This window comes from Bombilactobacillus mellis, from assembly GCF_000967245.1.
GTDB classification, from domain to species: Bacteria; Bacillota; Bacilli; order Lactobacillales; family Lactobacillaceae; genus Bombilactobacillus; species Bombilactobacillus mellis.
On record NZ_KQ033878.1, the window covers coordinates 421,238 to 446,863 of the forward strand.

Below are 25,626 nucleotides of genomic sequence, written 5' to 3' on the forward strand. Positions count from 1 at the left end.
AAAACAATACCATTAAATCAAATAAAGTCAATGATTATTAGAGAAAAAATTATCAAAAAATGAGAAATCGCTAAACATTTGGTAATAATATCCAGCAGAATAAGTCTTTATAAAATCTTCCTTGAAAAAAATTATTATAGAAAAGAGCAGCAGATCATGCCCTAAATTATCTTTTTGAACTTTTTTGCACTAAAAAACCATGCTGTTGCAAAAACTGGTGTGCTACCTGCGAAGCTTTTTTATGTTGAACAGTAACTTGATAATTCATAGTCTGCATTTGCTTAGTAGTAATCTGTCCTTGTAATTTATTGAGACTTTTTATTATTTGCGGATGACTCCGGGCAAACTCGGTTCTCACTAATGGTGCTCCTTGATACGGTGGGAAAAAAGAGCGGGAATCATTTAAGACAACTAACTTATACTTTTTAATTTGCGGATCAGTAGTGTAACCATCAGTAACAGCTACTTTACCCTTAGCTAAAGCTTCATAGCGTAAAGCCGGTTCCATCGTTTTGACATTTTGAAAATGTAAATGATAGAACTTTTTTAAACCCGGATAGCCATCACTTTGTTGATAAAAATCAGGATCAAAAGCCGCCTTTAAAGCCGGAAATTGGGTCAAATCGGCAATGGTGTGTAAATGATACTTTGCAGCGGTAGAACGACGAACCACTACTGCATAACCGTTTTGATATTGCATGGGCGCTAAATAAGTCATTTTATACTGGGATTGCAATAACTTCTGGGCCTGTTGATAGGCCAAGCGCGGCCGATGCGGAATTGCTTTATCGGTTTTAACTAGCGACTGCAAAACCGTCCCCGTAAATTCAGGATAAACATCAATTTTTTGACTCTGTAACCCCTTAAATAAAAAACTGGTTCCTCCAAAATTTGGTTTTAATTTGACCTTGATTTGCGGCTGATCGTTTTCAATAATATCCTTATACATATTAATTAAAATTTCGGGTTCACCACCCATTTTACCGGCAATGGTTATTGTCTCTTGCTGCTGAAATTCCAGCGACTTTACACCCCAGCCAATCCCCGCCAGAGTAAAAATTCCTATTATCGCAAAAGTCAAATATTTTAGCGGTACTTTAGCTAGTAATCTGATTAATCCACTGGCTATTAAAGCTAATGCTGCTGCCAAAACGGCGCCTACAATTAAAGCATTATTATTATTAGTTTGAATTCCCAGTAAAATATAAGTTCCTAATCCTCCACCGCCAATCAATGCTGCTAAAGTAGCAGTTCCAATAATCATAACTACAGCTTGGCGAATACCGGTTAGAATCATCGGTAAGGCTAAGGGAATTTGAATTTTAAATAATTTAAAGCGCCACGAAACTCCAAAAGCATCCGCAGCTTCCATTAAGAGCGGGTCAATATTCGTCAATCCAGCATAAGTATTCGCAAAAACCGGCATCAAAGCATATAATACGAGCGCAATAATTGCGGGAATAGTCCCGATTCCTACCAACGGAATCAATAAACCCAAAATAGCTAGGCTGGGAATAGTCTGAATAACACTGGTAATTTGTAAAACTAATTCGCCAATTTTGCGATGATTAATTAAAATAATAGCTAAAGGCACAGCAATTAAAATGGCAATTATTGCCGCAATAAAAGAAATCGTCAAATGCTGCCCTAAAGAATTAATAATTTCACCACTGTTTGTATTTAGATAATTAATTACTGGCTGCATTTATTTTCTCCTTGGCTTTAAATGGGCCACATACTGTAGTAAATCCTGCGGCTTCAAAATCAAATTATTAACTTTAATATTTTGGCAAGGATGCTCTGCTAGTAATTGGGCCCAATCAGCCACAGTTTTTGTCGGTGCAAACTCCAGCGCGGCCCCAGTTTCTGCGGGTGTACCCCAACCTGCCGCCAATACTTGCTGTAGATATAATTGTTTTCGTTCCAAACCTTGGAAAAAATCATGGACAAATGAATTTACCGGTTGGGCCAAAATTTCATCCGGGGTGCCTACTTGCTGCAATTCACCTTGATAAATAACTGCTAAACGATCAGCTAATTTGACCACTTCTTCCATATCGTGAGTAACAAAGATAATCGTCATTTGTAATTGCTGATGCAGTTGTAAGACTAACGCTTGTAATTGTTCACGTGATAAAGGATCTAAGGCACTAAAAGGCTCATCCATCAAAATAATATCCGGCTTAGCCGCCAAGGCGCGGACAATACCGATACGTTGAGCTTCACCGCCGGATAATTCATGCGGATAACGTTGCATAAAAGCTTTTGGCTCCAGTCCGACTTGTTGCAATAATTCTGCAATGCGCTGGTGCTGTTTTTGCGGCGGCCAATGCAAGGCTTCTAGTTGAATTGCCGCATTTTCTGCGACATTTAAATTAGGAAATAAAGCCCCTGCTTGCAGAACATAACCAATATGACGCCGAAATTGCTGAACATCATCAATTTGGGAAACTCGTTGGCCATTCACTATGATTTCACCGCTAGTCGGAGTATTCAGCCGATTGACCATCTTTAATAACGTGGTTTTACCACTGCCACTGGGTCCAACTAAAACAAATAATTCATGCTTAGCAATAGTTAAACTTAAATTATTTAAAACTTTGTGCTGGTCATAGATTTTAGTCACGTGTTTAAAATCGATCATTGAGCTGTATACTCCTTAATAAATTAACCTCATCTCGGTTCTGGATTTAATATAAACCTTAGCGATTATTCGGGCAAATAATAACCGCTCACCACTTTATTTATAAAAAATTCTGTTAGCGAAAATTGGGCACAGTTTCCCTTTCAAAGCAGGAATAATTTATCATTTTTACGTGTTATATATTTTCACTAAGTACAATTTTTCCTCCAGCTTTTCCCATTTGCCTAAATTAGTTATACAATACATCTATGGACTAGAAGGGAGTTTTACATTTTTATGACCTCATCAACAAATAATGCTTTATATCTCAATTTAAAACGTAAGGTGGCGGTTCTGAACTACAATTATAAATATCCGGCAGATGTTTTTACTTTGCTAAATAGCACAGAACTCTTAAATGTCATCCAACTTTTTTTGCAACAACGTCACCACAGTAATCGGAGTAATTCTTTTGAAGATTTGACCGCTGCTGATTATATAGAAACGATCAAAAATGTGATTTTGGATCAGCCGCAGGCTTTCGAACGCTTTGATCGCAACGAGATTCTTCAGAGTATTGAAGATTTATACTCATTTTATCGTTCCTTTTTGCGGATTTCCGTTTTAAATCTGCACCATTCTAATGTCATGGCCAATAACTTCATGAATATTGACAATCAATTTAATGATTTGGTGCTCTATCTCTACCGGCTAGTAGAAGAAAAGCTGCAAGCAGCTACTAACAAAACTTATCGTCAAGTTAGTGCCGGCTCTTCTGCCTGCATCCTAACCCAGTCTCATAATTGGCCGCTGCCTCAAGGATATGAGGCTTTAAAATCAATCCGCTTTTTAGATACAATTATGCTGAGACCGCCAATGATGATTACTACCCCAAGTAATAAACGTGAAGGTACCTTTAGTGCTGTTAGTGAAAACCCCATAGCCAAATTTCACGGTCAGCAAGACGAATGGTATTGTTTTCCTGCGAAAATTGGTGAAAGTTTGGCTTATATTTATTTTCACCGTGATTATTTTGCGAGTGGTATTTCCTTAGCCAACCTCTTTGAAGTGGCATCGGCTCAAGAAGTAGAGGGCCACAAGCCGGATTTAATTTTACTATTTGGTTTGGATCAAACTGAAGGAAATGTATGTCATTATTATCACGATACCGCTAATAATATTTGGGTAGGTGAAGTTCCTTACAATGATAAAACTACTTATTTTGGATATATGAAAAAAATGTGTTTAACCTTGCACAATCTTCATTCTATCTATCAGGGAAGACTCCCGATTCATGGTTCCATGGTTCATATTAATTTTGCTAACGGACAGCAAAAAAATGTGGTCTTTTTTGGAGATTCCGGAGCGGGAAAATCGGAATCCATTGAAGCTCTTCAAGAAATTGCGGATGATCAGATTATTAATATTGAAACCATTTTTGATGATATGGGTAGTTTTGCCGTTACCGCTGATGGTCAAGTCTATGCGCAAGGAACCGAAATTGGCGCCTTCGTACGTTTAGATGATCTCAGTTCGGCAGTAGCCTTCAATAATATGGATCGCGGTATTTATTTGAACCCCGACCAAAAAAATGCCCGGGTCATTATTCCGGCTGATTCTTATAACCGGGTTATCACACATCATCCCATTGATATGTGGGTATATGCTAATAATTATTCACAACAAATTGGAATTCATCGTTTTGAGACCCAAGAAGAAGCTAAGAAAACCTTCATTGCTGGTAAACGTAAAGCCTTAGGCACAACTGATGAAGTAGGTATGAGCACTACCTTTTTTGCCAACCCCTTTGGTCCGGTACAGGAACAAGAACGCACCCAACCTCTTATTGATCAAGTCTTCGAGCGCTTATTTGCTAAAGATATCTATGTTGGCGAGATTTATACCCATTTAGGAAATGATAAATCTAAATCCAGTCTGCAACAATCAGCGCAAGAATTACTGGAGATTCTAATGAATTCTTAGTAGTTGGGACCAATCTAATTAGAGCTCAACTAGATATTCGATTCTCTGATTAAATAAAATAAAACCAGTGAGCAAGCTAATGTTCACTGGTTTTATTTTATTTTTGTAGATTAACAGCTAATTCAATACCCTTGTGTTCTAAATTAATTAGACAAATTTGTAAATAATCTTGGTCATGTTCGGGATAAAGGGGATTGGTCCACGAACAGATATTTAATTGCAAATACGGAGAACAATATTGACCCCGATAATAAGGATCATACCACATCGCATTAGGATGATAGTGCCGGTACTGCATTTCTGCTAGAACCAGTAAGTGAAATTGATAAAGTTTATAAGGTGAATATTGAAAAACATAATTTACTGTTGCGTGTGCTTTCCCCCAACCGCGACCACGTAAGGCGGCAAGTTCTCGATGCTGTCCGAGTAATTGCTGGCGCGGCAACCAAGGAATTAAATCCTGATGCCATAATCTCATTTTTGTACTCCTATTTCTTGAATTAGCCGAGAATTTAGTAAATAACTTACTTGATATTTAAACGCCAATTGCTGTAAAAAAAGGCCTAGTTGGTCATTTTCAGGAGTTAAACTTTGCAATAATTGTAAATAAGTTTGCTTCTCTTCTTTAGAACAAATTTTTTTAAAATATCCCCAAACATGTTGATAAGTGTTCGTTAAAGTAGAAACTGTAGGCTGTTGGCCAGCTGCCTTTTTTAAGAGCCGTTGAAATTGGACATCTTTTTGTTGGGACCAGACGTTATCCCTAGCCAAAAGCCGAATTTGATCATAGCATTGTTGACAATGCGCCATCACCCAATATTTATTATAAGCCCATTCTTGTTGCCAGGTCTCCATAGTCAATAACCTCTTTATCTTATCTCATAAATAGAGACATTAAAAAACATTTTAGGAAAAAAGGCAATTGTTTTGTTTCAAGTTCATTCAAGATATGACAGAAGTAGCAGGTTAGACTACAATTTTTTTAAATGGAGGGTCTTATTTGATTTTCATTATAATTTTTGATAATTTTCTTACCAAATCATGATCCAATTTTATATTTTTCCATTACTTTACTGTGTAAGAAACTTGATCTGTGATGTCACAAATTTCAGAAATTTTTGCAATAATAGCTAAAATAACTGTTGCAGAGAAATTAGTTTCAATATTAACACCATTTTCAAGCTTAACAGAATGGAGAAAATTATTCCTAAAAAGCATTCGTCCTAATTGTCTATTTCCTTTAATAAGATCATAATTATGGCTATCCTTATTCCAAATATAATTAAGAAATGTGACTAACATCTGCCGCCAAGATTTTACTGGATATTCATTTTCACTAATAGTTATTAGAATAGGCTTTGTACCGGTTACATTTACTGTTTGATCAATTGTATACTCACCCGTTATTTCTCTTTCGCTTACTTCTTTTATATTTGGCATCGGGAAGATTTGGATCAATTCTTGAGCAAGCTTTGTAGTACGGTCTATAATAGCTTCTCTGCCCCAATGATCGTAGTTTTTAGCTATCTCTCGAGTAAGAGAAACATTTGAATTTCTATAGAAGTCTTTTTTTTCATTATAAGTGTTATTACTCATTTCCTGATTATATTTAGTAAGAGTTAGATTACCAATCGTGTTCCCATACTGTTCTTTAACTTTATCAACATTATTTATTTGCAATCGCCATTCGGCATTTAATCTTTGAGGCAAAATATGCTCCACTTGTGCATTATTAAAGTCAATTGTCTCCTTTGTGCGATGTTCTTCCAAAATCACTAACACTAACTTCGCCAAATGATTTCTTTGATGATAAATATCCCCTTCTATTAAACTATCTGCTAATTTATGGTCATCTGGAAAGTTGGCTTTTAACACGCGTAGCAATCTAAGCCTTAAATTACCGTGAGCCTTTGACAAATCACAAAGCCCAACAACGATATTGTTCAATCCATTTGACGGTAATTGACACACTTTCAATCGAAACAAGTAGCTTTCTAAAATACTAGCTAACTTATTAGCCTCTTCACGTTGGATCTGACCAGAATTAACCAAATCCATCAATAACATTAAGTAAGGGAAAACAACCTTACTATCCATGACATTGATATGCTCTAAGACTTTATTAAATTCAGTATCTTTCGTCTTATGGTTCAATATTTGATCGTAATAGTTAGCAAACTTAAATAGATCGGCTAAAGACTCTTCAGAGTTTAATCCCTCAGAAATAAAGTAGTCCTTATAACTGCCATATACATCATTCTTCCTAACTGATACGTGAGTTTTTACAATAAGATAATGACGAATAAATTCGGCAAAAGTCTTAGTTGCAAACATTTGTTCAATCTTTACCCAATATTTTTTATAAAGTTCAGATTGTTGTTGAGAATTAAGTTTCATTAAAAGAAAATTGCGTACTAAATCAGAGGATGAAAGCGATACTCCTGTAGAATTTAAGCTTTCAAAAATAACCTGAGGATTTTCCTCATTTGGGTTATTATTCAACTCAATATAGACCATATTAAAATGATTCATAGCTTCGTACAGTTTAGAACTCTTAATCGCTGAATTCTTAATCAATTTTTGAAAAAGATGGTAATTATCAATTACTTTAGAGGGTTTATCAACATTGACCATACCATTCATAACTGAACTAAATGCTTCATAATCATGATCTACTGGTTTTAACTTTAAATGGTTATTATCATGCAGATATTTATTGGTTAAATATTCTTCTTCTATTTCATCCTTATCCTGCTCATCAGCAACTGATAACGCTTTCAGCAGTAGAGTCAGACTTGTTAATCTCTGCTGACCGTCAATAATACGATAGATATGACTCATTTTATTACCAGTCTCTGTAACATAAACAATGGCCCCTATAAAATGGTCAGTATCATTTTGAGCCGCAATAGTTAGATCATTAAAAAGCTGTTCACACTGACTTTTATCCCATTCATAGTTTCGTTGAAAAACTGGAATTTCAAAAATTGTTTTTCCACTACCTAAAAAATCAAATAGATGTATACTATCTGCTTTCAAAATACTGCTCCTCCCCACAAATTGTATTACTTTTTTTGCGTATCTTTTTTAGCATATTTAATTTGGTTATGATATATTTCATTAAAGCCTTAGGATAAAGTTCTGATGGATCTTTTATACGGAATATAGTTAAAAATATCTTCGCTACCATTATTTAAAAAAATACTAAGTTAGTTCTTTTCTAATAATCACTGAATTGAATCATTAAAAACAAATTTATCAAATGTTTCTTTTCGTGATAATGAGCATCAGCACAATCTCTGCAATTACATACGAAATGAAATTTAAGTTCCGTAATCCTTGTTAGTTATTGGATAATATCATTCATACCGTAATTAGTAATCAACCCAAACATTTTTAACTGTTTTTGTTTTTGGTTTTGAATGTTATATCTCAGTTATGAGTATCAAGTACAGCGAGCCCATCAAATAATAATGCAGCTATTACTTCAATAAATATCTTTGCTTATCATTCAACATCCTCTTATGGAGGTAACTAATTTTAAAAAATATGCATACCGACTAGTGAAAGCCCTTTATGAGTTTGATTATAGCAAACATGAATGCAGGTGGACAAAAAATATTTATATTTCTCAAATTAACAGAGCACATGTGCTGCTTTATACACACGCCGGTGTTGCAGAAAGCATCAAGTAAAGTTAACTACAAAAAAATAAAGAACATAATAGCTATGTTGCTAATTTCTGCATCAACCATTCTTAATGAAATAATAATTTTGCCATTTACGTTGGATATACAATGTGCTGTCAACCGCATTAACAGGGTTCTGCAATAAATAAAAATGTACTTCTTCTGTTTTAGTCTTTAAAAAGAAGAAGTACACTTTTGTTATTTATCAATACTATAACAACAATATCCAGCGTCTATTTTTCTCTATATTCAAGGGTTGTGACAGATTCAACATTCAGGTGGCTGGTTTCAGCCAATTACAGATCAGCTATAAGCCGTTACATTAGGCAATTTTCATTGTTTACAAATGACTAGTACAATTTGTTTTATCCAGCTATAAAACACTATATTTTGATGGATTTCAGGGCAGAATATTAGTGCTAAGTTCTATTACTTTACTTGATTATCTAACCCCCGTTTTAATAGAGTCCTTCACTACTCAGAGATAGAAAAAATTCAAATCATTTCCTGATCAGCTCAAAACTGAACAAGAAACAATGTAATTGAATTACATGAACAGATAAATCTGACGTGGTTAAATGAAACAATTGATCCTGTTCTGATTTCAAATCTTCTAGGTGATTAAAGAAAACAATATCGCTGATTAGGCCGCACCAAATGATATCATGTAATAATAACGCCGTTATAGAAACTAAAAAAATCCCCCAAATATGAAGGATTTACTACTTATAATATTTCTTTGAACTATTTTTATTAGAAAACAGGCGATCATGCGAACCGACTCGAACACCAACTGCAACCAATTCATGACGCTCAATGTACCAAATTACTAATACATCATTAGTATCACTAGGCTGTTTGCCATGAGGAGTATCCCGGACATGAAACTCGCGATAACCAGATAAGCGCCGCTTAAGTGGATGATCACCGTATTCACCAGATAAAGAGCCATTTTCAAGCAATTCGTCAATTGCTGATCGTACATCATCAATAATAGTTGGATCGATGCGACCGAGTCTTTTCAAATCAGCATTAAAAGTTGCTCGTGGCCTAAATTGTAATCTAACCATATTATTTAAATTGTTCCCAGTAATCATCATTAGACTTAATAATAGGGTCATCCGGTAAAACGTCTCGTTGAATCAATTGATCCCGAGCAATTGCGTAATCCAGAGAATTTTCCTTAGCCTTTATTGCTTTTTCCATCCAATAGAGTTTTTCTTGGGTAAGAACGGCAACTGAACGACTATTAGATCTGGCAATGTAAACCACTTCATCATCATCATTTACTTGATCTAAGTACTTTTTAATGTGATTTCTAAAATCACTTTGTGTCAATACTACAGTCATAGTCAGCACCTCCTTGTACATAATATTGTACTTGATTTTGTCAATTAATCAACAAATAAACTTTAAAGATAAAGAAAAGCACTGACGATATTTATTAAAAAGAAAATTAAAGACCTAATTTCTGCTGATTACAAGTACACGAAAAGACCAAGAGCAAAAAGATCTTAATTATAAAAAGGCTAGATCTTTTGATAAAAATATTCGGTTACATTGATCTCTTTATTTGAAATCACTAAACCGGTCATGTTGTTGGCAGCCATGAGTGCTTAAAGGTTATGCAAATTCAAGGTAATAAAGAGAAAGCACCCTAATATTGTTCTGAATAAAATCATTGATGATTTGGATAAAACTGCTCATGACTAACATTTAAGCACTTCAGCTATTTTTTATTCTTTAATAGTTTGTATTGTTTTAATTCATATACCTTAAATTATCTCTGATAGTTAAATAATATGTCGTTTATACTAATTTCTATCTTTTTGAGATAAACGCACTGATTTATCGACTTACATTCGTTAACTTCCAGTGCTAAATTGCCCACACTAATGAACATGACTAAAAATAATATAACAACAATATCCAGCATCTATTTTTCTCTATATTCAAGGGCCGTGACAGATTCAACATGCTTGGTCATCGGGAACATATCCACTGGAGTTGTTTGTTGAGCCTGATAATGTTGACTTAATAATTGAATATCCCGTGCTAAAGTAGCAGGATTACAACTAATATAAACTATTCGTTGGGGTTTTAAAGCAAAAATACTACTAATTAAACTGTGATCCAAGCCCTTTCTGGGGGGATCAACAATTAAAACATCGAAGTAGCGTTGCTGCCGTGCCCATTTATTGAGCACCTCTTCTGTTTTTCCTTGTACAAACTGAGCATTGTGAATATTATTTAAAGCTGCGTTAGCTTGTGCATCTTTAACTGCGCTGGCAACACTTTCGATACCAATAACTTTTTGGGCTTGATCAGCCAAACTTAAGCCAATAGTTCCAATTCCACAATAAGCATCGATCACCGTCTGCTCACCTGTTAAATGAGCCGCTTGAATAGCTAATTGATACAATTTTTGCGTTTGCTGAGGGTTAATTTGGTAAAAGGATTGCGGCGAAATACGGAAAGTCTTGCCTAAAATTTTATCTTGAATATAAGCTTTGCCACTCACTAATTCAAAATGAGAGCCTAAAATAACGTTAGTTTTTTTAGCATTGATATTGATGTATAAAGAAGTTACCTCTTCATTAGCAGCAATTGCTTCTAGTAAAGCATCCAGATTCTTTATTTTGGAGGAAGTAAGAACCAGAACTACCATCATTTCTCCGGTAAAATAAGCTCGACGTATTACAATATTACGCACATCACCCTGATTATTAACTTCATCGTATCCTTGAATATGAAATTGTCGCATTAAGTCCCGAATTTGATTAATTTCTTTATCAATTAACGGATCTTGAATCAAGTAATCCTCTAAAGGTATTAAATCATGCGATCGTTGCCGAAAAAATCCGGTCGTGGCTTGATTCTCGACATTGCGTACAGGAATTTGGGCCTTATTGCGATAGGCTAAAGGCGACTGTGCACCGACAGTCTGTGCAACTGGTATTTCCAAATTTAATTTATGAAAATCATTGATTACTTGCTGACGTTTAAATTCTAACTGCCGCGGATATTTTAGATGGATTAAAGGGGCAATGCCGGTTTGAACATATTTTTTATCATACTGTTCCACACGATCAGGAGATTTCTGGAGGATTTTTAAAGTTTTAGCAAAGCCATATTTACGCCCGACCTTCGTAATCAAGGCCAAGACCCGTTCATTTGGCAAAGCATTTTCAACAAATACAGAATAACCGTCAATTTTGGCAACGCCCAAGCCTTCATAGGACAGATCGATAATATCTACAGTTATTTGTTGATTTTTAGTTAAATTAATAGTTTTCATTGTGCTCCTTTAAAAAAGAGGACTGGAACAAAGTTATTCCAGCCTCGTTACTTTTTATAATGATGATCAGTTTTTTCAACTTAATCATGTTTATCTTGTAAAGAGCTAACGCCCTGTACAAAATTCTTTTCTGCTTGTCTTTCCGCTAAAGTTTCAGTATTAATCGACTTATCGGGAATTGCATCTAAATCGGCGAACATCTCAATATGCCGCGGTAAAACAGTTAGAGTAATGGGGGCATCGCCACCATACTCGCCATCTAAATTAATCATAATTCGCTGATTATCGTTAGGTTTGACAAATAATTTTCGGGTTTTCGTATAAATAATATTGGGATCATTAATATGTTTTCCCCCGTTTAAGGCTTTAGCAATGAGAATCAACATTTCAGCAATATTAGTGCCTTTCACAATGAGCAATGATAACTTACCATCACCCAATTCTGAATCTGGAGCTACTTGTTCAAAACCGCCCACAGAATTAGTTAACCCCGATAAAAAGAGGGTCACCGCACCATCGTAAGTGCCTTCATCATATTCTAAATGCATATTCATCGGCCGTAAACGCGGCAGCATTTCAGCTCCCTTAACTAGGTAGGCCAAATATCCCAAAATTGATTTATATTCAGAAGGTACTTCATAAGTCAATTCCGACATCGAACCGCCACCAGCTATATTCATAAAATAGTGCTCGCCAGCTTGACCAATATCCATCGGTAAAGTTTGATTTTTCAAAATAATACGTGCCGCTGCTACGGGATCATTACGGGGAATCTTTAAGGCTCGCGCATAATCATTAGTAGTTCCTCCTGGAATAATAGCCATTCGTGGACGTTTAGCTAGTGGAGCAATCCCATTGACAACTTCATTTAAAGTCCCATCACCACCAGCAGCCACAATTAATTCAAAACCCGCTTGAGCGGCTCGGCATGCTTCTTTAGCTGCTGATAAAGGTTGCGGCGTTGTTCGAAAGGCACTGGCTTCATAACCAGCCTGCTCCAAAACGTCCAAGATATCAGCAACGTTTTTTAAAATACTCTCATTTCCCGAAGTCGGATTATATATCAAACGAGCTTTCATTGGATTTCCTCTTAACGTTTCTTAATTTCAGCGGTTAAGATCTGATTGACGACTTTTGGATTGGCTTGGCCATGCGTTTGTTTCATAATTTGTCCCACTAAAAATCCAAAAGCACGGTCTTTACCATTTTTAAAGTCAACAACTGATTGTTGATTATCATCTAATACTTGCGTAATAATCGGTGTTAAAACCTGCGGATCCGATTGCTGTATCAGGCCTTTAGATTGCACCCAAGCTTTCGGCTCACTACCATGAGCGATCGTTTCTGCAAAAACCTTTTTGGCAATTTTCGAAGAAATTGTCCCGTCTTTAACCAAACCTATCATGGTAGCTAAATGTTCCGGCGTTAATTTAGTTTGCTGTAATTCTAAATTATTTTCATTCAGATAAGCATTCACATTTACCATTAACCAATTAGAGACTTGCTTAGGATCAGCACCTAAAGCTACCGTTTGATCAAAGAAATCAGACATTTCTTTAGTATCAGTTAAAACACTGGCATCATATTCCGGAATCTGTAAGTCTTCAATATAACGTTTGCGCCGTTTATCAGGCATTTCCGGAATTTCCTGACGGATTTGTTCAATCCATTCACTATCAATATGATAATCAGGTAAATCAGGTTCTGGGAAATAGCGATAATCGTCAGCGCCCTCTTTAACCCGCATCAAAATTGTTGAATCACTAGGTTCATCATAACGCCGCGTTTCCGGTTGAATGCTGCCGCCTGCCATTAAGATTCCAATTTGCCGTTTTTCTTCAAAGGCCAGACCATTTTTAACATGCTTGAAAGAATTCAAATTTTTTAATTCAACCTTTTGGCCTAACTTATCAGAGCCAACCGGACTTACAGAAATATTAGTATCAACCCGCATGGATCCTTCTTCCATTTTAACATCTGAAGCACCTGTAAATTGAATAATTTGACGTAATTTTTCTAAATAGGCATAAGCTTCATCAGGTGATTTAATATCGGGCTTCGACACAATTTCTACTAACGGCGTTCCCTGACGGTTCAAATCAACATAAGAATAGCCGGAGTCACCATGGGTATTCTTACCCGCATCTTCTTCAATATGCAATTCTTCGATGCCGATTTTTTTCTTTTGTCCGTGAACTTCAATTTCGACCCAACCTTCACGACCCAAAGGTTCTTCTTTTTGAGTAATTTGATAGGCTTTGGGATTATCCGGATAAAAGTAATTTTTCCGATCAAAATGCGTATCTTGGGTAATTTTAGCATTTAAGGCTAAAGCGGTCATAATGCCTAATCTATAAGCATTTTTATTGAGTGTCGGCAAAGTTCCGGGAAAACCAAAATCAATAACATTAGCATTCGTATTCGGATCTGTTCCGTAAGATACCGGTGCCGGACTGAAAATTTTAGTTTTGGTCTTTAACTCTACGTGAACTTCTAAACCAATTGTTGTTTCAAAATTCATTAATTTTGGCCTCCCATCTGTGGCCGTTGTTGCAAAAAGTTAGTTTCATTTTCCACAAGCTGAGCCGCATTAAAAATCGTCTGTTCTTTAAATGCCGGAGCAATCATTTGTAGTCCTACCGGCATTCCATCAGCGAAACCTACCGGTACAGAAGCTGCTGGTAATCCGGCCAAATTAGCGGGAATAGTTAAAATATCGTTCATATACATTACCACTGGATCATCAATACGCGAACCAATGTCAAAGGCCGTTGTCGGAGAGGTCGGACCGACAATCAAATCAAAATCTTGAAATACTTTGTCAAAGTCATCGTTAATTAAAGTTCTAACTTGGGCAGCTTTATTAAAGTAAGCATCAAAGTAACCTGTTGATAAAGCAAAAGTTCCCAACATAATCCGGCGTTTAACTTCGTCACCGAAACCTTCACTGCGGGAGCGAACATAAACATCTTCCAAATTTTGAACGTCTTGAGCCCGATAACCATAACGGATACCGTCATATCGTTGTAAATTAGATGAAGCTTCACTGGAAGCAATAATGTAATAAACCTGAACTGCATATTGCGCATGTGGTAATTTTACTGTTTCCACTAGAGCGCCATTTTGATCTAATAATTTGATTCCTTTTTGAACTTGTTCTCTAACACCAGCATCAACTCCCGCACCCATAAATTCTTCAGGAACGGCCACTTTTAATCCGCGAACATCAGCTTTAATTTGAGAGAAATCAGGTACAGCTTGTTGAGAACTGGTATTATCACGCTGGTCAAAACCGCTAATAGTCTGCAAAACTTGGGCAGAATCAGCCACATGACGTGACAAAACTCCAACTTGATCCAAACTGGAACTAAACGCAATTACGCCCCACCGTGAAACCCGGCCATAAGTAGGTTTAATCCCAAAAATACCGTTAAAAGAAGCCGGTTGACGAATTGAGCCACCGGTATCAGTTCCTAAGGCAGCCAAAACTTGTCCTGAAGCTACCGCTGCTGCCGAACCACCAGAAGAGCCGCCCGGAACTTTTTGGGCATTCCAAGGATTTTTAGTAACTCCAAAATAAGAAGTTTCAGTGGAAGAACCCATTGCAAATTCATCCATATTGGTTTTACCAATATTGACTACTCCAGCCTGTAAAAGTTTTTCCATAACTGTTGCTGGATATACTGACTGAAAATTAGCCAACATTTTACTGCCGGCAGTTGTTTTTAAATCAGTGGTTAAAATATTATCTTTAATAGCTAGCGGAATCGCCTGTAAAACCTGATCTTGAGACACTGTTTGGGGTGCAGAAACATGATCATTAATAGCAATAAAAGCATTTAAATCAGGATTTAACTGCTTAATATTAGCTAAAGTCGCTTGAACAAGCTCACTAGGACTAATCTTTTTCTCCACAAGCTGTTGATGTACTGAAGCAATTGTTTCATCAAAATAATCCACTATTATTCCTCCTCATTATCTAAAATTGCTGGTACTTTAATTAGTCCATCTTCTTGTTCTGGAACATTCTTTAATAACTCATCACGACTAGTAGTTAATGGATTGTCATCGGCTCTAAAAGTCGTTTTTTGACGCGAGATATGAGTAGTCGGCTTTACATTTGTAGTATCTACTTGAGCCAACTCATCCTCCATTTTAATAATCTCGGCTAACTGTTGCGTAAATTTGTCCAAATCAGCCTCGTTAAATTCTAATTTTGCCAAGTGGGCAACGTGCTGCACTAAATTCTTATCAATCATTAAAGCATCCCTCCGTCATTTTAATAAGAAACCAAAACATGGCTCGTAAACTGCTTACTATTATAGTCCTTGGTAATTAAAGCTTGCATATCTTGAACAGTTTGAATCCGAATCTCTAAAGCCGGCTGCTGTGGTAGATAACGGTTTGCTGATTCTTGAACAAATTGCGTAAAACTCCTAATTTGGGCTACACCATAGAATTGCGTGGTAATCGTGATTGCAATGCCACTTAAAGAACCATCTTGATAATGTACTTGCGCTGTCACTCCACTTAAATTAGGAAAATAATTTTCAATGTGGTTTTTAAAATTGGAAAAATCATTCGCATCATTGCTGTTAATAGGGTTTTCGTTATTTACCACGGGCAACACTTGACTCTGTTCTTTGATAGCCTTCCAATCATTAATTTTATCACCAAATTTATGACTAACGCCATAACTAAAGAAACTTCCTCCGACTAAGGAATCATTAATATTTTGGCGATACAGGCCGACCACGATCGGAATATCTCGTAAATTTTTGTTTTTACGCAGACGTTGAATAATTGTATTGGCCATTTCTTGACCCATTTGCTGGCGTTGACTATCAGAAATTTTCGTTTCAAAAGTAGCTCCATAACGCTCTTTGGTATAGTAGTCCACCGCATTTAATGACAACCCGATTGTCATACCAGCCAGATTATATTCTTTGTCGTTTTGCGTATAAAAGTCCTGTTCTAACAGTTGTTGTAAATAAATGGGATTACGCTTGTCCGCATCTTTTGAACCATTATCAACCGGATTCAAACCTAGCGGGTTCGTGTTGGATTTACGATTCAACCATTTTTGAGCAAGCGGCGCAGAAATCATCTGGCCTTCTTGAAAATAATACTTATCAGGTGAAAATTCTTTTTGAGAAACAGCCAATAAGCCCGCTTCAAAGGCCTGTAAATTGTGATTATTGCTACTATTACTATCAGCACTTAAACCGCTGATCGCACTAACTTGATAATGACCATTTTGTAAAAGCGTACTATATTGGCCTGACTTGGAAGCTTGCGTAGTGGTAGTGACCTTCTTCCCGTTTTGGGAGTGTGAAGAAAGCGAAGAATTCCCTAAATTGCCACAACCTGCCAATAAAAATATAGTCATTAAGGTCATAATTAATTTTGACAATTTCTTCATTTCTGAAACTCCTACTTTTCTTCTTGAAGCATCTGTTGCAATTGGTCTTCGTTGACCACTCTGACACCTAACTTCTGAGCCTTAGCCAATTTACTGCCAGCGTGTTCTCCGACAATTAAAAGATCTGTTTTTTGGGACACTGAATTCGTCACATGTGCTCCTAAACTTTCTAATATATCACTTAATTCCTGGCGTTTATAATGTGCCAAAGTACCGGTAATAACAATAGTCTGCTGGCTCAAACTACTGGTAGTGTTAGCCGCCGTTTGGGGTTGCTTAAATTCCATATTAACATGTAAATTGGTTAATTCTGTAATTAATTGTTGCACCTTTGGATTTGCAAAATAAACTTGCAGACTATCAGCGATAGTTTCTCCCATGGAATCAATTGCTAAGATCTCATCTTTTTGAGCCTGCATTAAATTCGACATTTTTAAAAACTTTTGTGCTAATAGTTTGGCTGCTTTGGCTCCAACATGCCGAATTCCTAAACCAAATAATAATTTTTCTAAAGAATTTTGCCGTGAACGATCAATTGCCTGTAACAAATTATTAATTGATTTCTCTTGAAAACCTTCAATTTTTTCCAAATCTTGATAAGTTAAGCGATATAAATCAGCTACATCGTTGACTAAATGCAACTGCCAGAGTTGTTCCACAATTTTGGGTCCTAAACCATTGATATCCATGGCGTTGCGGGAAGCAAAATGCGTTAATCCTTCCTTAACTTGTGCAGGACACATTGGATTAATACAACGCAAAGCTACTTCATCTTCTAAATGCACTAATTTAGAACCACAAGAAGGACAGTTTTCCGGTGCTGTATATGGCTGTGTATTATGCGGACGCTGAGACAACATCACTTGAGAAACTTCCGGAATAATGTCACCGGCTTTATGCAACAAGACAGTATCACCTAAGCGGATATCTTTTTGCTTAATCAGATCCATATTGTGCAAAGTTGCCCGATTAACTGTAGTTCCTGCCAACTGGACTGGATCCATTACTGCTGTGGGGGTTACCGTACCGGTACGCCCGACAGTCCATTCAATTTTATGAATAACTGTTTGCGCTTCTTCCGGAGGAAACTTATAGGCAATTTCCCAACGGGGTACTTTAACAGTATTACCTAATTGCTCTTGTAAAGCAAAATCATTAACCTTTAAAACCACCCCATCAATTCCATAAGGTAACTGATCCCGCAGGTTTTGATATTTTGCAATATATTCTTTAACCCCCTGCAAATCATGACTCACTATCCGCTCAGTATTCACGTTATAACCTAATTGAGCCATTTTTTGCAAAGCTTGATTTTGGGTTGTTAAAGCAGCTGTCTTTGGATTAACTACCGTATAAATAAAGGTACTTAACTGTCGATGTGCCGTTACCTGCGCATCCAATTGGCGCAAACTGCCTGCAGCTGCATTACGGGGATTGGCAAAAGTAGTTTCCCCATTTTGCTCTCGGTGATTGTTTAAGCGGGCAAAGGCTGCTTTGGGCATAAAACATTCTCCACGGACTTCCAGATCTAGCGGCTGTGCTAAAGTTTGCGGAATATTTTGAATGGTTAAGACATTATTCGTGACATCTTCTCCAATAGTACCATCTCCGCGCGTTGATCCCTGAACTAATCGACCCTGTTGATAAATTAAAGATAGAGCTAAACCATCAATCTTTAATTCTACACTATAATCAACTGGATGACCAACTGCACTTTTGACCCGTTCATTAAATTCTTCCAGTTCCGCAAAAGAAAAAACATCGCCCATCGACAGCATGGGTACTTCATGTGTTACCTTTGATAAATTGGACGAAGGAATATCCCCTACTAATTGACTGGGAGAATCAGCGGTAACTAAATCAGGAAACTGCTTTTCTAATTGCAATAATTGTTGATATTTTTGATCATAAACACTATCTTCCACTAAAGGAGCATCTTCAGTATAATATGCCCTGCGATATTTATTCAACTCTGTTCTTAATTGCTGCAGTTGTGCTTGTGCTACCTGCCGTTGCATGTGCTCGCCTCTTTAAATTTTTTTAATCGGAGCAAATTCAGCTAATAAACGTTTAATTCCTTCTTGTTTAAAAGCCACATCTAATTCAGCATCTTCTCCTTGACCATTGACTTTGACTACAGTACCTTGACCCCAGTTTTTATGTTGTATCCGATCACCAATTTGCCAAGCAACATCACCAGCCGTAGTTTTGCCCGCAATTTTTGGTGCCGCTGCAGGTCTAGTTCTAGTTGGTGAAGTCTGTTGCGACTGGGCAAACGGATAATTAATTTTAGCATACTGCCAGCTGCTGGTCTCTTCTGGAGGTGTCTCTTTCTCTAATAAATCCGGACTAATTTCTTCTATAAAACGCGAAGGTAAATTAGACTGAGTTTTACCATATAAGGTCCGATTAAAAGTATTAGTCAGATATAATTTGGTTTGAGCCCGAGTAATACCGACATAAGCTAGTCGCCGCTCTTCTTCTAATTCGTCAGGGTCATTCAGCGAACGTGCTAAAGGAAAAATTCCTTCTTCCATTCCTACCAGAAAAACTACCGGAAATTCTAAACCTTTCGCGGCGTGTAAAGTCATTAAAGTAACTTGATCATAATCGTCATTGTCTGTATCTTCACTACTGATTAGAGCAATATCAGCCAAAAAGTCATTTAAAGGATCAGCTTCTTCATCTTCTGGCAAATATTCTTGGTCAAATTGCTGAGTAACCGTTAATAATTCTTGAATATTCTCCAGGCGAGTTTGAGCTTCTAAAGTATTTTGTTTTTCTAATTCCGACTGATAATGACTCTGCTCTAAAGTAGCCGTCATTAATTCTGTCAGTGTTTGACCGCCACGATGATTAATCAACAGATCCATCATCTGGGCAAACTCTTCTAGTTTATGACTAATCCTTGTAGTTAAAGGAGCAGCACTAGCCTGACGAGCCGCTTGCAACAAGCTGAAATTATGTTGGGCTGCAAATTGAGATAACTTAGTTAAAGAAGTTGCCCCGATTCCTCTTTTGGGAGCATTGACAATTCGTTCAAAACTTAAGGAATCTTGTGGATTGGCTATTAATTGTAAATAAGCTAAAATATCCCGGACTTCTTTGCGTTCATAAAATTTATGTCCGCCAACTATTTTATAAGGTATGTTGGCTTTGAGTAAACGATCTTCTAAAATTCGTGATTGTGCATTCGTCCGATATAAAATAGCAAAATCTGTATAATGGAACCCCTTTTGCTGACAGTTCTTTTTAATCTGATCAACTACATACAAGGCCTCACTTTGTTCATTACTGGCTTGATAATAAGTGATTTTGGCTCCCGAATCATTATCAGTCCATAATTTTTTCGGCTTTCGATAGTTGTTATGACCAATAACATCATTAGCCGCTTGCAGAATATTTTTCGTAGAACGGTAATTTTGCTCCAATAAAATGGTTTGGGCTTGGGGATAATCTTTTTCAAAATTCATTATATTTTCCATATTAGCGCCACGCCAGCCATAGATACTCTGATCTCCATCGCCGACAACACAAAGATTCTGATATTGGCGCGCCAGCAAATAAATCAAACGATATTGGGCATCATTAGTATCCTGATATTCATCAACATGTATATAACGAAATTTGTCCTGATAATAGCCCAAAATGTCAGTATTCTTTTCAAACAGCTCAATAGTTTTCATGATTAAATCATCAAAATCCAGACTTTGATTATTGAATAAGGATTTTTGATATTGCTCATAGACTTGAGCTACAACTTGTTCAAATGGAGTTTGCGCAGCCTGACTATAGTCTGCAGGTGTTTGTAATTCATTTTTAGCCTGACTAATTGCCCCTAAAATGGCCCGCGGATTATTCCTTTTAGGATCCAGCTTGAGGCGCTTGAGGATTTGCTTAACTAAAGTTAATTGCTCCGAAGTGCCTGTAATTGTAAATGTTTTACTGTAACCAATTGCTTCAGCTTCCCGTCGCAAAATTCGCGCACACATCGAATGAAAAGTTGCTACCCAAATTCCGGCTGCTTGATCCTCTAATAAATGATCTACACGTGCTTGCATTTCCCGGGCAGCTTTATTAGTAAAGGTGATCGCCAAAATATGCCATGGCATAACTTGCTTTTCTTCAATTAAATAGGCGATACGATGCGTTAAGACCCGAGTTTTGCCACTGCCAGCACCTGCTAAAACTAATAAGGGGCCTTCGGTAGTAATAGTGGCTTTTTTTTGCTGGTCATTTAATCCCTTCAGAATTGCAATTTCTGCCATGAAATTCTTCCTTTTCTACTTTCAATTAATACTAATACCTCAATATTACAGTCATCATTATAGCAAACTCAACGCCACAATACAGAACTAATCACCCATAATTAAAAACAAAAAAGGGACCCCGGCAATTACCACCGTTTATCCCTCTAATATTTTCAAAAATTAAAAATTATTGAATTTTTTCAAGTGAATGAATTAACAGCCTGATTCTAAGAAGACAAACCTACGCGCTGAAAAATCTCATCTACATGGCGCAAATGCCAATGATAGTCAAAAGCATCATCTAAATCAGATTTTGACAAATGTTGTTGAATCTGCGGATCAGCTTCTAGTAATTGGCGAAAATCACATTTTTGTTCCCAAACTTGAGCGGTCAAGGGCTGCACAATATCATAGGCAGTTTCGCGACTTAAACCAGTTTTGATTAATTTTAACATGACTCTTTGCGAATAAATCAGTCCATGTGTAATCTGTAAATCTGCTTCCATTTTTTGCGGAAAAACAGTTAAATTTTGAACAATTTTAGTAAAACGATGCAACATATAATCAAGAATTTCGGTTGTATCCGGTAAAATAATCCGTTCTGCCGAACTATGTGAAATATCACGTTCATGCCAGAGTTCAATGTTTTCTAAAGCTGTAAATACGTGACCTTTAATCACCCGTGCTAAGCCGGTAACATTTTCAGAGCCGATAGGGTTACGCTTATGCGGCATAGCTGAAGAACCCTTTTGTCCCGGAGCAAAAAATTCTTCCACTTCGCGAACCTCGGTTCTTTGTAGATGACGAATTTCTAAAGCAAAGCGTTCAACACTGGCAGCAATTAAAGCTAGTGTCATAATATATTCTGCGTGCAAATCACGCGGTAAAACCTGTGTCGAAATTTCTTGCGACCGCAATTGTAACTTTTCGCAGACCAAAGCCTCTGCTTGAGGTGAAATATTAGCAAAGGTGCCGACAGCACCACTAATTTTTCCTGCTTCAACGCCCGCAGCCGCATGCTCAAAGCGTTCCTGATCACGCTTGATTTCTGAATACCAATTAGCTAATACCAAGCCAAAAGTCGTAGGTTCAGCATGAACCCCGTGAGTGCGGCCAATCATGACGGTGTCTTTATATTGGCGCGCTTTGTTAGCAACAGTAGCAGCTAATTCCTTTAAATCTTGACGTAAGATGGCATTAGCTTGTTTCAACAAATAACCATAGGCCGTATCAACGACATCAGTCGAAGTTACTCCATAATGAATCCACTTTTTCTCTGGTCCCAAACTTTTGGAAACTGTTCTTGTAAAGGCAACCACATCATGTTTAGTGATTTTTTCCATAGCTAAAATATCTGCCACTTCAAAATGGGCGTTCGCTTCGATTTTTTGCAAATCAGCATCAGGAATTACTCCCAACTTGTTCCAGGCCTGATCGACAGCAATTTCCACATCTAACCATGCCTGGTATTTATTTTGATCACTCCAAATGCGGGCCATATCCGGTCGCTGGTAGCGTTTAATGACCATTAAGTTACACCTTCCATATTTTTGATGAATTAATATAATGTTGCAATTTCTGATAGTTAGTTCCTAAAACAGTTACGACTCCTAAGTAAGGGTTCAAATAATCATCCTCTAATTGTTCCGGAAGCAAAGTTAATTGCCACTGCGGATGCTGTTTTAATTCAGTAACTGCTAAAGCTAAATTATCTTTCGTTACTACTAGATTACACCCACTAGTTAGCGGAGTCACTTGCGGTAAGGGCCAATCACATAAACTGCGCAAAAAAAGTTCTTCTTGCGAATATGCAGTTACGGCTTGATAAATATTGGCCGCAAAGATAGTCCCGGCGTAAATTCGCTCAACATACAAAACCTCGGAATTGGTAGTACACAATTTTACTGCGATTAGTCCCTGAAAATTAATATTAGCAGCAATAGTTTGTGCAATCTCTTGAACTTCGGTTTGCAAAATACTATTGGGCTGTTGTTCCACTAAAGCAGTATACAACCAGCGATCCTGCGATGTCATCTGAATTAACGGATAAACATTAATTTGGCCATAAGCATCTTTACTGGCCAAAACAATCATTTCTTTTTTGATATCTAATAAAGATTCCAGAATAAAAGAACCCCGTGGCAGATGATAAGCAGCTACTTGTGCTTGATTTTTAAAAATAACTCCATCTAAGAAATCAATATCTTTTTGAATTGGTTTTAAAATACAAGGAAAACCAATTTCTTCTACGGTTTTACGTAAGTCCTGATCGTTAACAACCGCAGCAAAAGGGACCACGTTCAAATTATGATTATTTAAAAAACTTTTTTCCAGATAGCGATCTTGCACCAAATCTAATAACTCTGTTCCTTGGATTAATTTTTCATGACCTGAAATTTGCTCTAGTGAATCTAAATGCAAATTCTCATTATCATAAATAACTAAATCCACTTGAGAAAATAACGCCTGCAAATCCTGCATATTTTGGCTGGAGCCGTTTATTAGTTGAACATTTTTTTGAGCAGCTAATGCTGAATGTTCTGCTAAAATCACAACATGAAATCCCATTTTTAAAGCCTGTTGTGCTAGCAAAAAGGTTGATCTGCCATCACCAATAATCCCAATCGTACTTGCGGGACCCATAAAACTCATTACCATTTCTCCTATTCTTCGGCAAAGACGACCTGACCATTTTTAAATGCCTTAATCCTAGCTAAAGATAAGATGGGAATATTTTGCTGATCAATCAATTGCCGTCCTTTTTGAAAAGTTTTCTCAATAACAATGCCAATACCTTCTAGGGTCGCATTAGCCTGTTTAATAATACTGGTTAACCCCGAAACCGCCTGACCGTTAGCTAGAAAATCATCAATAATTAAAACATGATCTTCTTCATTTAAAAAATGTTTTGCAATACTAATTTTATTAGTAGTTTTTTTAGTAAAAGAATAGACATCAGCAATATAAGTATCATTATTCATTGTAATTGATTTATGCTTACGTGCAAAAATTACCGGTTTTTTAAATTCTAGGCCGGTCATTACTGCGGGGGCAATTCCTGAAGATTCTACTGTTAAAATCTTAGTAATAGGTTTGTTGTGAAAATAATTATAAAATTCCTGCCCCATTTTTTGCATTAAGACCGGATCGACTTGATGATTCAAAAAACTATCAACTTTTAAAACATCATTTCCTAAAATACGACCATCTTTTTGAATGCGTTCTTCTAATTCTTTCACAGTTTTTCTCCCTTAAAAATTTAGTTTATTTCATTTTAACAGGACTCGGCCTTTGACAAAAGTCGATCCTGCCAACTGCCACCTTCAACTTCACTGCCAATAACAATAACTGCTTTTTTAGTTAATACTAATGATCATAGCGATCCAAATGATATTTTTGAATAATTTGAATAATTTTTTGTGTATAATCGGGGTCAGTCGCATAACCATCACGCTGTAAATTATGAGCCGCCTCCAAATAATTAGTCGAAGCTAAAACATGTTGATACTGCTGCTTATTCCAAGTCGTTCCGTTAGCTAATAGGGCAGCATGATCTTGAATTGACTCTTCAAAACTGGCATAAACCCGAAAACGTGCAGAAATAGTTATCCACTGTCCATTTTGATACTCTTGCGTTTCCAATAATTGGGAATTATTGGGATCATCACTTTTGATCCCGAATAAATTATGATAATTACTGGCTAATTGGCTTTGACCCCAGTCACTTTCCAAAATTGCTTGGGCAATCGTAATACTAGGCAAAATTCCGTAATTATGGCTAGAATTAACGGCCGCGGGGGCAATACTTTGAATAAATTCTTCATGCTGTTGTCGGATACTTTTTACCTGAATCGGCGGCTGAGCTAAAGAAGAATTTTGTCGAATAAAATTTCTTACCAGCAAAAAAGCCAAAATCAAGGCGATCAGTGCAATCATACTTGCAAAAATAGTTGCTAAAGTCCGCCGCTGTTTTTTAGTCATTAATTTTCTTTTTGCCAATTTTCAGTTCTCCCAAGAAATTACCCTTATCATAACATTGAATACTGACTTGGGGTATAAAAAAACCAGCCTTGCGGCTGGTTTTAAAACTTCCAATCATACTTATTAGTCTTTATCAACATTAACAGCTTGTGGGCCACGGTCGCTTTCTTCGATATCAAAAGTCACTGATTGACCTTCTTCTAAAGTCTTATAGCCTTCGCCATTGATAGCAGAAAAGTGAACAAAAACATCACTGCCATCTTCACGAGTAATAAAACCATAACCTTTTTCAGCGTTAAACCATTTTACTGTTCCATGTTCCATGTGAACAATCCTCCTAAAACTACTTTTTGCATTTCTTTGTGGCACTGGAAGTTAGT

21 protein-coding genes are annotated in these 25,626 nt (G+C 36.8%); 1 reads left to right on the forward strand and 20 read right to left on the reverse strand.

The window, feature by feature from the left end; all coding sequences use genetic code 11:
- Nucleotides 1-166: 166 nt before the first annotated feature.
- Both JG29_RS06250 and JG29_RS06255 read right to left on the reverse strand, forming a co-directional pair.
- The gene (locus tag JG29_RS06250; protein ID WP_045923097.1) at nt 167-1,705 is read right to left on the reverse strand and encodes an ABC transporter permease/substrate-binding protein; all 1,539 of its coding nucleotides are present in this window, start codon (nt 1,703-1,705) and stop codon (nt 167-169) included.
- Complete coding sequence (locus JG29_RS06255; RefSeq protein WP_045923098.1) at nt 1,706-2,644, reverse strand: ATP-binding cassette domain-containing protein; 939 nt, start codon at nt 2,642-2,644, stop codon at nt 1,706-1,708. It abuts the gene before it with no gap.
- Between the two features lie 276 nt (nt 2,645-2,920).
- Between JG29_RS06255 and JG29_RS06260 the strand changes: the two genes are divergently transcribed.
- Nucleotides 2,921-4,606, forward strand: coding sequence for a phosphoenolpyruvate carboxykinase (locus tag JG29_RS06260; RefSeq protein ID WP_045923099.1), 1,686 nt, complete (start codon nt 2,921-2,923; stop codon nt 4,604-4,606).
- Nucleotides 4,607-4,703: 97 nt separating this feature from the next.
- Here JG29_RS06260 and JG29_RS06265 read toward each other — a convergent pair whose 3' ends face one another.
- The 18 genes from JG29_RS06265 to JG29_RS06350 form a co-directional block, all read right to left on the reverse strand.
- A complete protein-coding gene (locus JG29_RS06265; protein ID WP_045923100.1) occupies nt 4,704-5,084 on the reverse strand; it encodes a TIGR02328 family protein in 381 nt (126 codons plus the stop codon).
- On the reverse strand, nt 5,081-5,461 hold the full coding sequence (locus JG29_RS06270; protein ID WP_045923101.1) for a YbgA family protein: 381 nt from the start codon (nt 5,459-5,461) through the stop codon (nt 5,081-5,083). The genes JG29_RS06265 and JG29_RS06270 overlap by 4 nt, the downstream gene beginning before the upstream one ends.
- Nucleotides 5,462-5,671: 210 nt before the next feature.
- Nucleotides 5,672-7,645 carry a DUF262 domain-containing protein gene (locus JG29_RS06275; RefSeq protein ID WP_045923102.1) on the reverse strand — a complete coding sequence of 658 codons (1,974 nt, stop codon included), beginning with the start codon at nt 7,643-7,645 and terminating at the stop codon, nt 5,672-5,674.
- A gap of 1,372 nt (nt 7,646-9,017) precedes the next feature.
- The gene (locus JG29_RS06280) at nt 9,018-9,365 is read right to left on the reverse strand and encodes a type II toxin-antitoxin system YafQ family toxin (protein ID WP_045923429.1); all 348 of its coding nucleotides are present in this window, start codon (nt 9,363-9,365) and stop codon (nt 9,018-9,020) included.
- Between the two features lies 1 nt (nt 9,366).
- Nucleotides 9,367-9,645: a type II toxin-antitoxin system Phd/YefM family antitoxin gene (locus JG29_RS06285; protein WP_045923103.1), complete on the reverse strand. Its 279-nt coding sequence runs from the start codon at nt 9,643-9,645 to the stop codon at nt 9,367-9,369.
- 586 nt (nt 9,646-10,231) lie between these two features.
- Nucleotides 10,232-11,593, reverse strand: a complete 1,362-nt coding sequence (gene rlmD, locus JG29_RS06290) for a 23S rRNA (uracil(1939)-C(5))-methyltransferase RlmD (protein WP_045923104.1) — start codon at nt 11,591-11,593, stop codon at nt 10,232-10,234.
- A gap of 80 nt (nt 11,594-11,673) precedes the next feature.
- On the reverse strand, nt 11,674-12,672 hold the full coding sequence (locus JG29_RS06295) for a diacylglycerol kinase family lipid kinase (protein WP_045923105.1): 999 nt from the start codon (nt 12,670-12,672) through the stop codon (nt 11,674-11,676).
- Between the two features lie 11 nt (nt 12,673-12,683).
- Nucleotides 12,684-14,114 carry an Asp-tRNA(Asn)/Glu-tRNA(Gln) amidotransferase subunit GatB gene (gatB, locus tag JG29_RS06300; protein ID WP_045923106.1) on the reverse strand — a complete coding sequence of 477 codons (1,431 nt, stop codon included), beginning with the start codon at nt 14,112-14,114 and terminating at the stop codon, nt 12,684-12,686.
- Nucleotides 14,114-15,553 (reverse strand): Asp-tRNA(Asn)/Glu-tRNA(Gln) amidotransferase subunit GatA, encoded by a 1,440-nt coding sequence (gatA, locus tag JG29_RS06305; RefSeq protein ID WP_045923107.1) that lies wholly within the window; start codon nt 15,551-15,553, stop codon nt 14,114-14,116. The genes gatB and gatA overlap by 1 nt, the downstream gene beginning before the upstream one ends.
- Before the next feature lie 2 nt (nt 15,554-15,555).
- Nucleotides 15,556-15,852: an Asp-tRNA(Asn)/Glu-tRNA(Gln) amidotransferase subunit GatC gene (gene gatC / locus JG29_RS06310; RefSeq protein WP_045923108.1), complete on the reverse strand. Its 297-nt coding sequence runs from the start codon at nt 15,850-15,852 to the stop codon at nt 15,556-15,558.
- 20 nt (nt 15,853-15,872) lie between these two features.
- Nucleotides 15,873-17,015, reverse strand: a complete 1,143-nt coding sequence (locus JG29_RS06315) for a CamS family sex pheromone protein (RefSeq protein WP_045923109.1) — start codon at nt 17,013-17,015, stop codon at nt 15,873-15,875.
- A gap of 11 nt (nt 17,016-17,026) precedes the next feature.
- Nucleotides 17,027-19,033: an NAD-dependent DNA ligase LigA gene (ligA, locus tag JG29_RS06320; protein ID WP_045923110.1), complete on the reverse strand. Its 2,007-nt coding sequence runs from the start codon at nt 19,031-19,033 to the stop codon at nt 17,027-17,029.
- A gap of 12 nt (nt 19,034-19,045) precedes the next feature.
- Nucleotides 19,046-21,283, reverse strand: a complete 2,238-nt coding sequence (gene pcrA / locus JG29_RS06325) for a DNA helicase PcrA (RefSeq protein ID WP_045923111.1) — start codon at nt 21,281-21,283, stop codon at nt 19,046-19,048.
- Between the two features lie 209 nt (nt 21,284-21,492).
- On the reverse strand, nt 21,493-22,794 hold the full coding sequence (gene purB, locus JG29_RS06330) for an adenylosuccinate lyase (protein WP_045923112.1): 1,302 nt from the start codon (nt 22,792-22,794) through the stop codon (nt 21,493-21,495).
- A 4-nt stretch (nt 22,795-22,798) separates the two neighbouring features.
- Nucleotides 22,799-23,917 carry an ATP-grasp domain-containing protein gene (locus JG29_RS06335; protein WP_045923113.1) on the reverse strand — a complete coding sequence of 373 codons (1,119 nt, stop codon included), beginning with the start codon at nt 23,915-23,917 and terminating at the stop codon, nt 22,799-22,801.
- Nucleotides 23,918-23,928: 11 nt separating this feature from the next.
- Nucleotides 23,929-24,504, reverse strand: a complete 576-nt coding sequence (locus tag JG29_RS06340; protein WP_045923114.1) for a xanthine phosphoribosyltransferase — start codon at nt 24,502-24,504, stop codon at nt 23,929-23,931.
- 127 nt (nt 24,505-24,631) lie between these two features.
- Entirely contained in the window at nt 24,632-25,264 is a 633-nt protein-coding gene (locus tag JG29_RS06345; protein WP_232297098.1) for a glycoside hydrolase family 73 protein, read from the reverse strand.
- 105 nt (nt 25,265-25,369) lie between these two features.
- Complete coding sequence (locus JG29_RS06350; RefSeq protein ID WP_045923115.1) at nt 25,370-25,570, reverse strand: cold-shock protein; 201 nt, start codon at nt 25,568-25,570, stop codon at nt 25,370-25,372.
- Nucleotides 25,571-25,626: the final 56 nt, after the last annotated feature.

Coding starts and splice junctions, on each gene's coding strand:
- JG29_RS06265 (WP_045923100.1), bottom strand. CDS start 5,084: ATGAGATTATGGCATCAGGATTTAATTCCTTGGTTGCCGCGCCAGCAA.
- gatC (WP_045923108.1), bottom strand. CDS start 15,852: ATGATTGATAAGAATTTAGTGCAGCACGTTGCCCACTTGGCAAAATTA.
- JG29_RS06335 (WP_045923113.1), bottom strand. CDS start 23,917: ATGAGTTTTATGGGTCCCGCAAGTACGATTGGGATTATTGGTGATGGC.
- gatB (WP_045923106.1), bottom strand. CDS start 14,114: ATGAATTTTGAAACAACAATTGGTTTAGAAGTTCACGTAGAGTTAAAG.
- JG29_RS06250 (WP_045923097.1), bottom strand. CDS start 1,705: ATGCAGCCAGTAATTAATTATCTAAATACAAACAGTGGTGAAATTATT.
- ligA (WP_045923110.1), bottom strand. CDS start 19,033: ATGCAACGGCAGGTAGCACAAGCACAACTGCAGCAATTAAGAACAGAG.
- purB (WP_045923112.1), bottom strand. CDS start 22,794: ATGGTCATTAAACGCTACCAGCGACCGGATATGGCCCGCATTTGGAGT.
- JG29_RS06255 (WP_045923098.1), bottom strand. CDS start 2,644: ATGATCGATTTTAAACACGTGACTAAAATCTATGACCAGCACAAAGTT.
- JG29_RS06350 (WP_045923115.1), bottom strand. CDS start 25,570: ATGGAACATGGAACAGTAAAATGGTTTAACGCTGAAAAAGGTTATGGT.
- JG29_RS06285 (WP_045923103.1), bottom strand. CDS start 9,645: ATGACTGTAGTATTGACACAAAGTGATTTTAGAAATCACATTAAAAAG.
- JG29_RS06270 (WP_045923101.1), bottom strand. CDS start 5,461: ATGGAGACCTGGCAACAAGAATGGGCTTATAATAAATATTGGGTGATG.
- JG29_RS06315 (WP_045923109.1), bottom strand. CDS start 17,015: ATGAAGAAATTGTCAAAATTAATTATGACCTTAATGACTATATTTTTA.
- rlmD (WP_045923104.1), bottom strand. CDS start 11,593: ATGAAAACTATTAATTTAACTAAAAATCAACAAATAACTGTAGATATT.
- JG29_RS06280 (WP_045923429.1), bottom strand. CDS start 9,365: ATGGTTAGATTACAATTTAGGCCACGAGCAACTTTTAATGCTGATTTG.
- JG29_RS06260 (WP_045923099.1), top strand. CDS start 2,921: ATGACCTCATCAACAAATAATGCTTTATATCTCAATTTAAAACGTAAG.
- JG29_RS06295 (WP_045923105.1), bottom strand. CDS start 12,672: ATGAAAGCTCGTTTGATATATAATCCGACTTCGGGAAATGAGAGTATT.
- pcrA (WP_045923111.1), bottom strand. CDS start 21,283: ATGGCAGAAATTGCAATTCTGAAGGGATTAAATGACCAGCAAAAAAAA.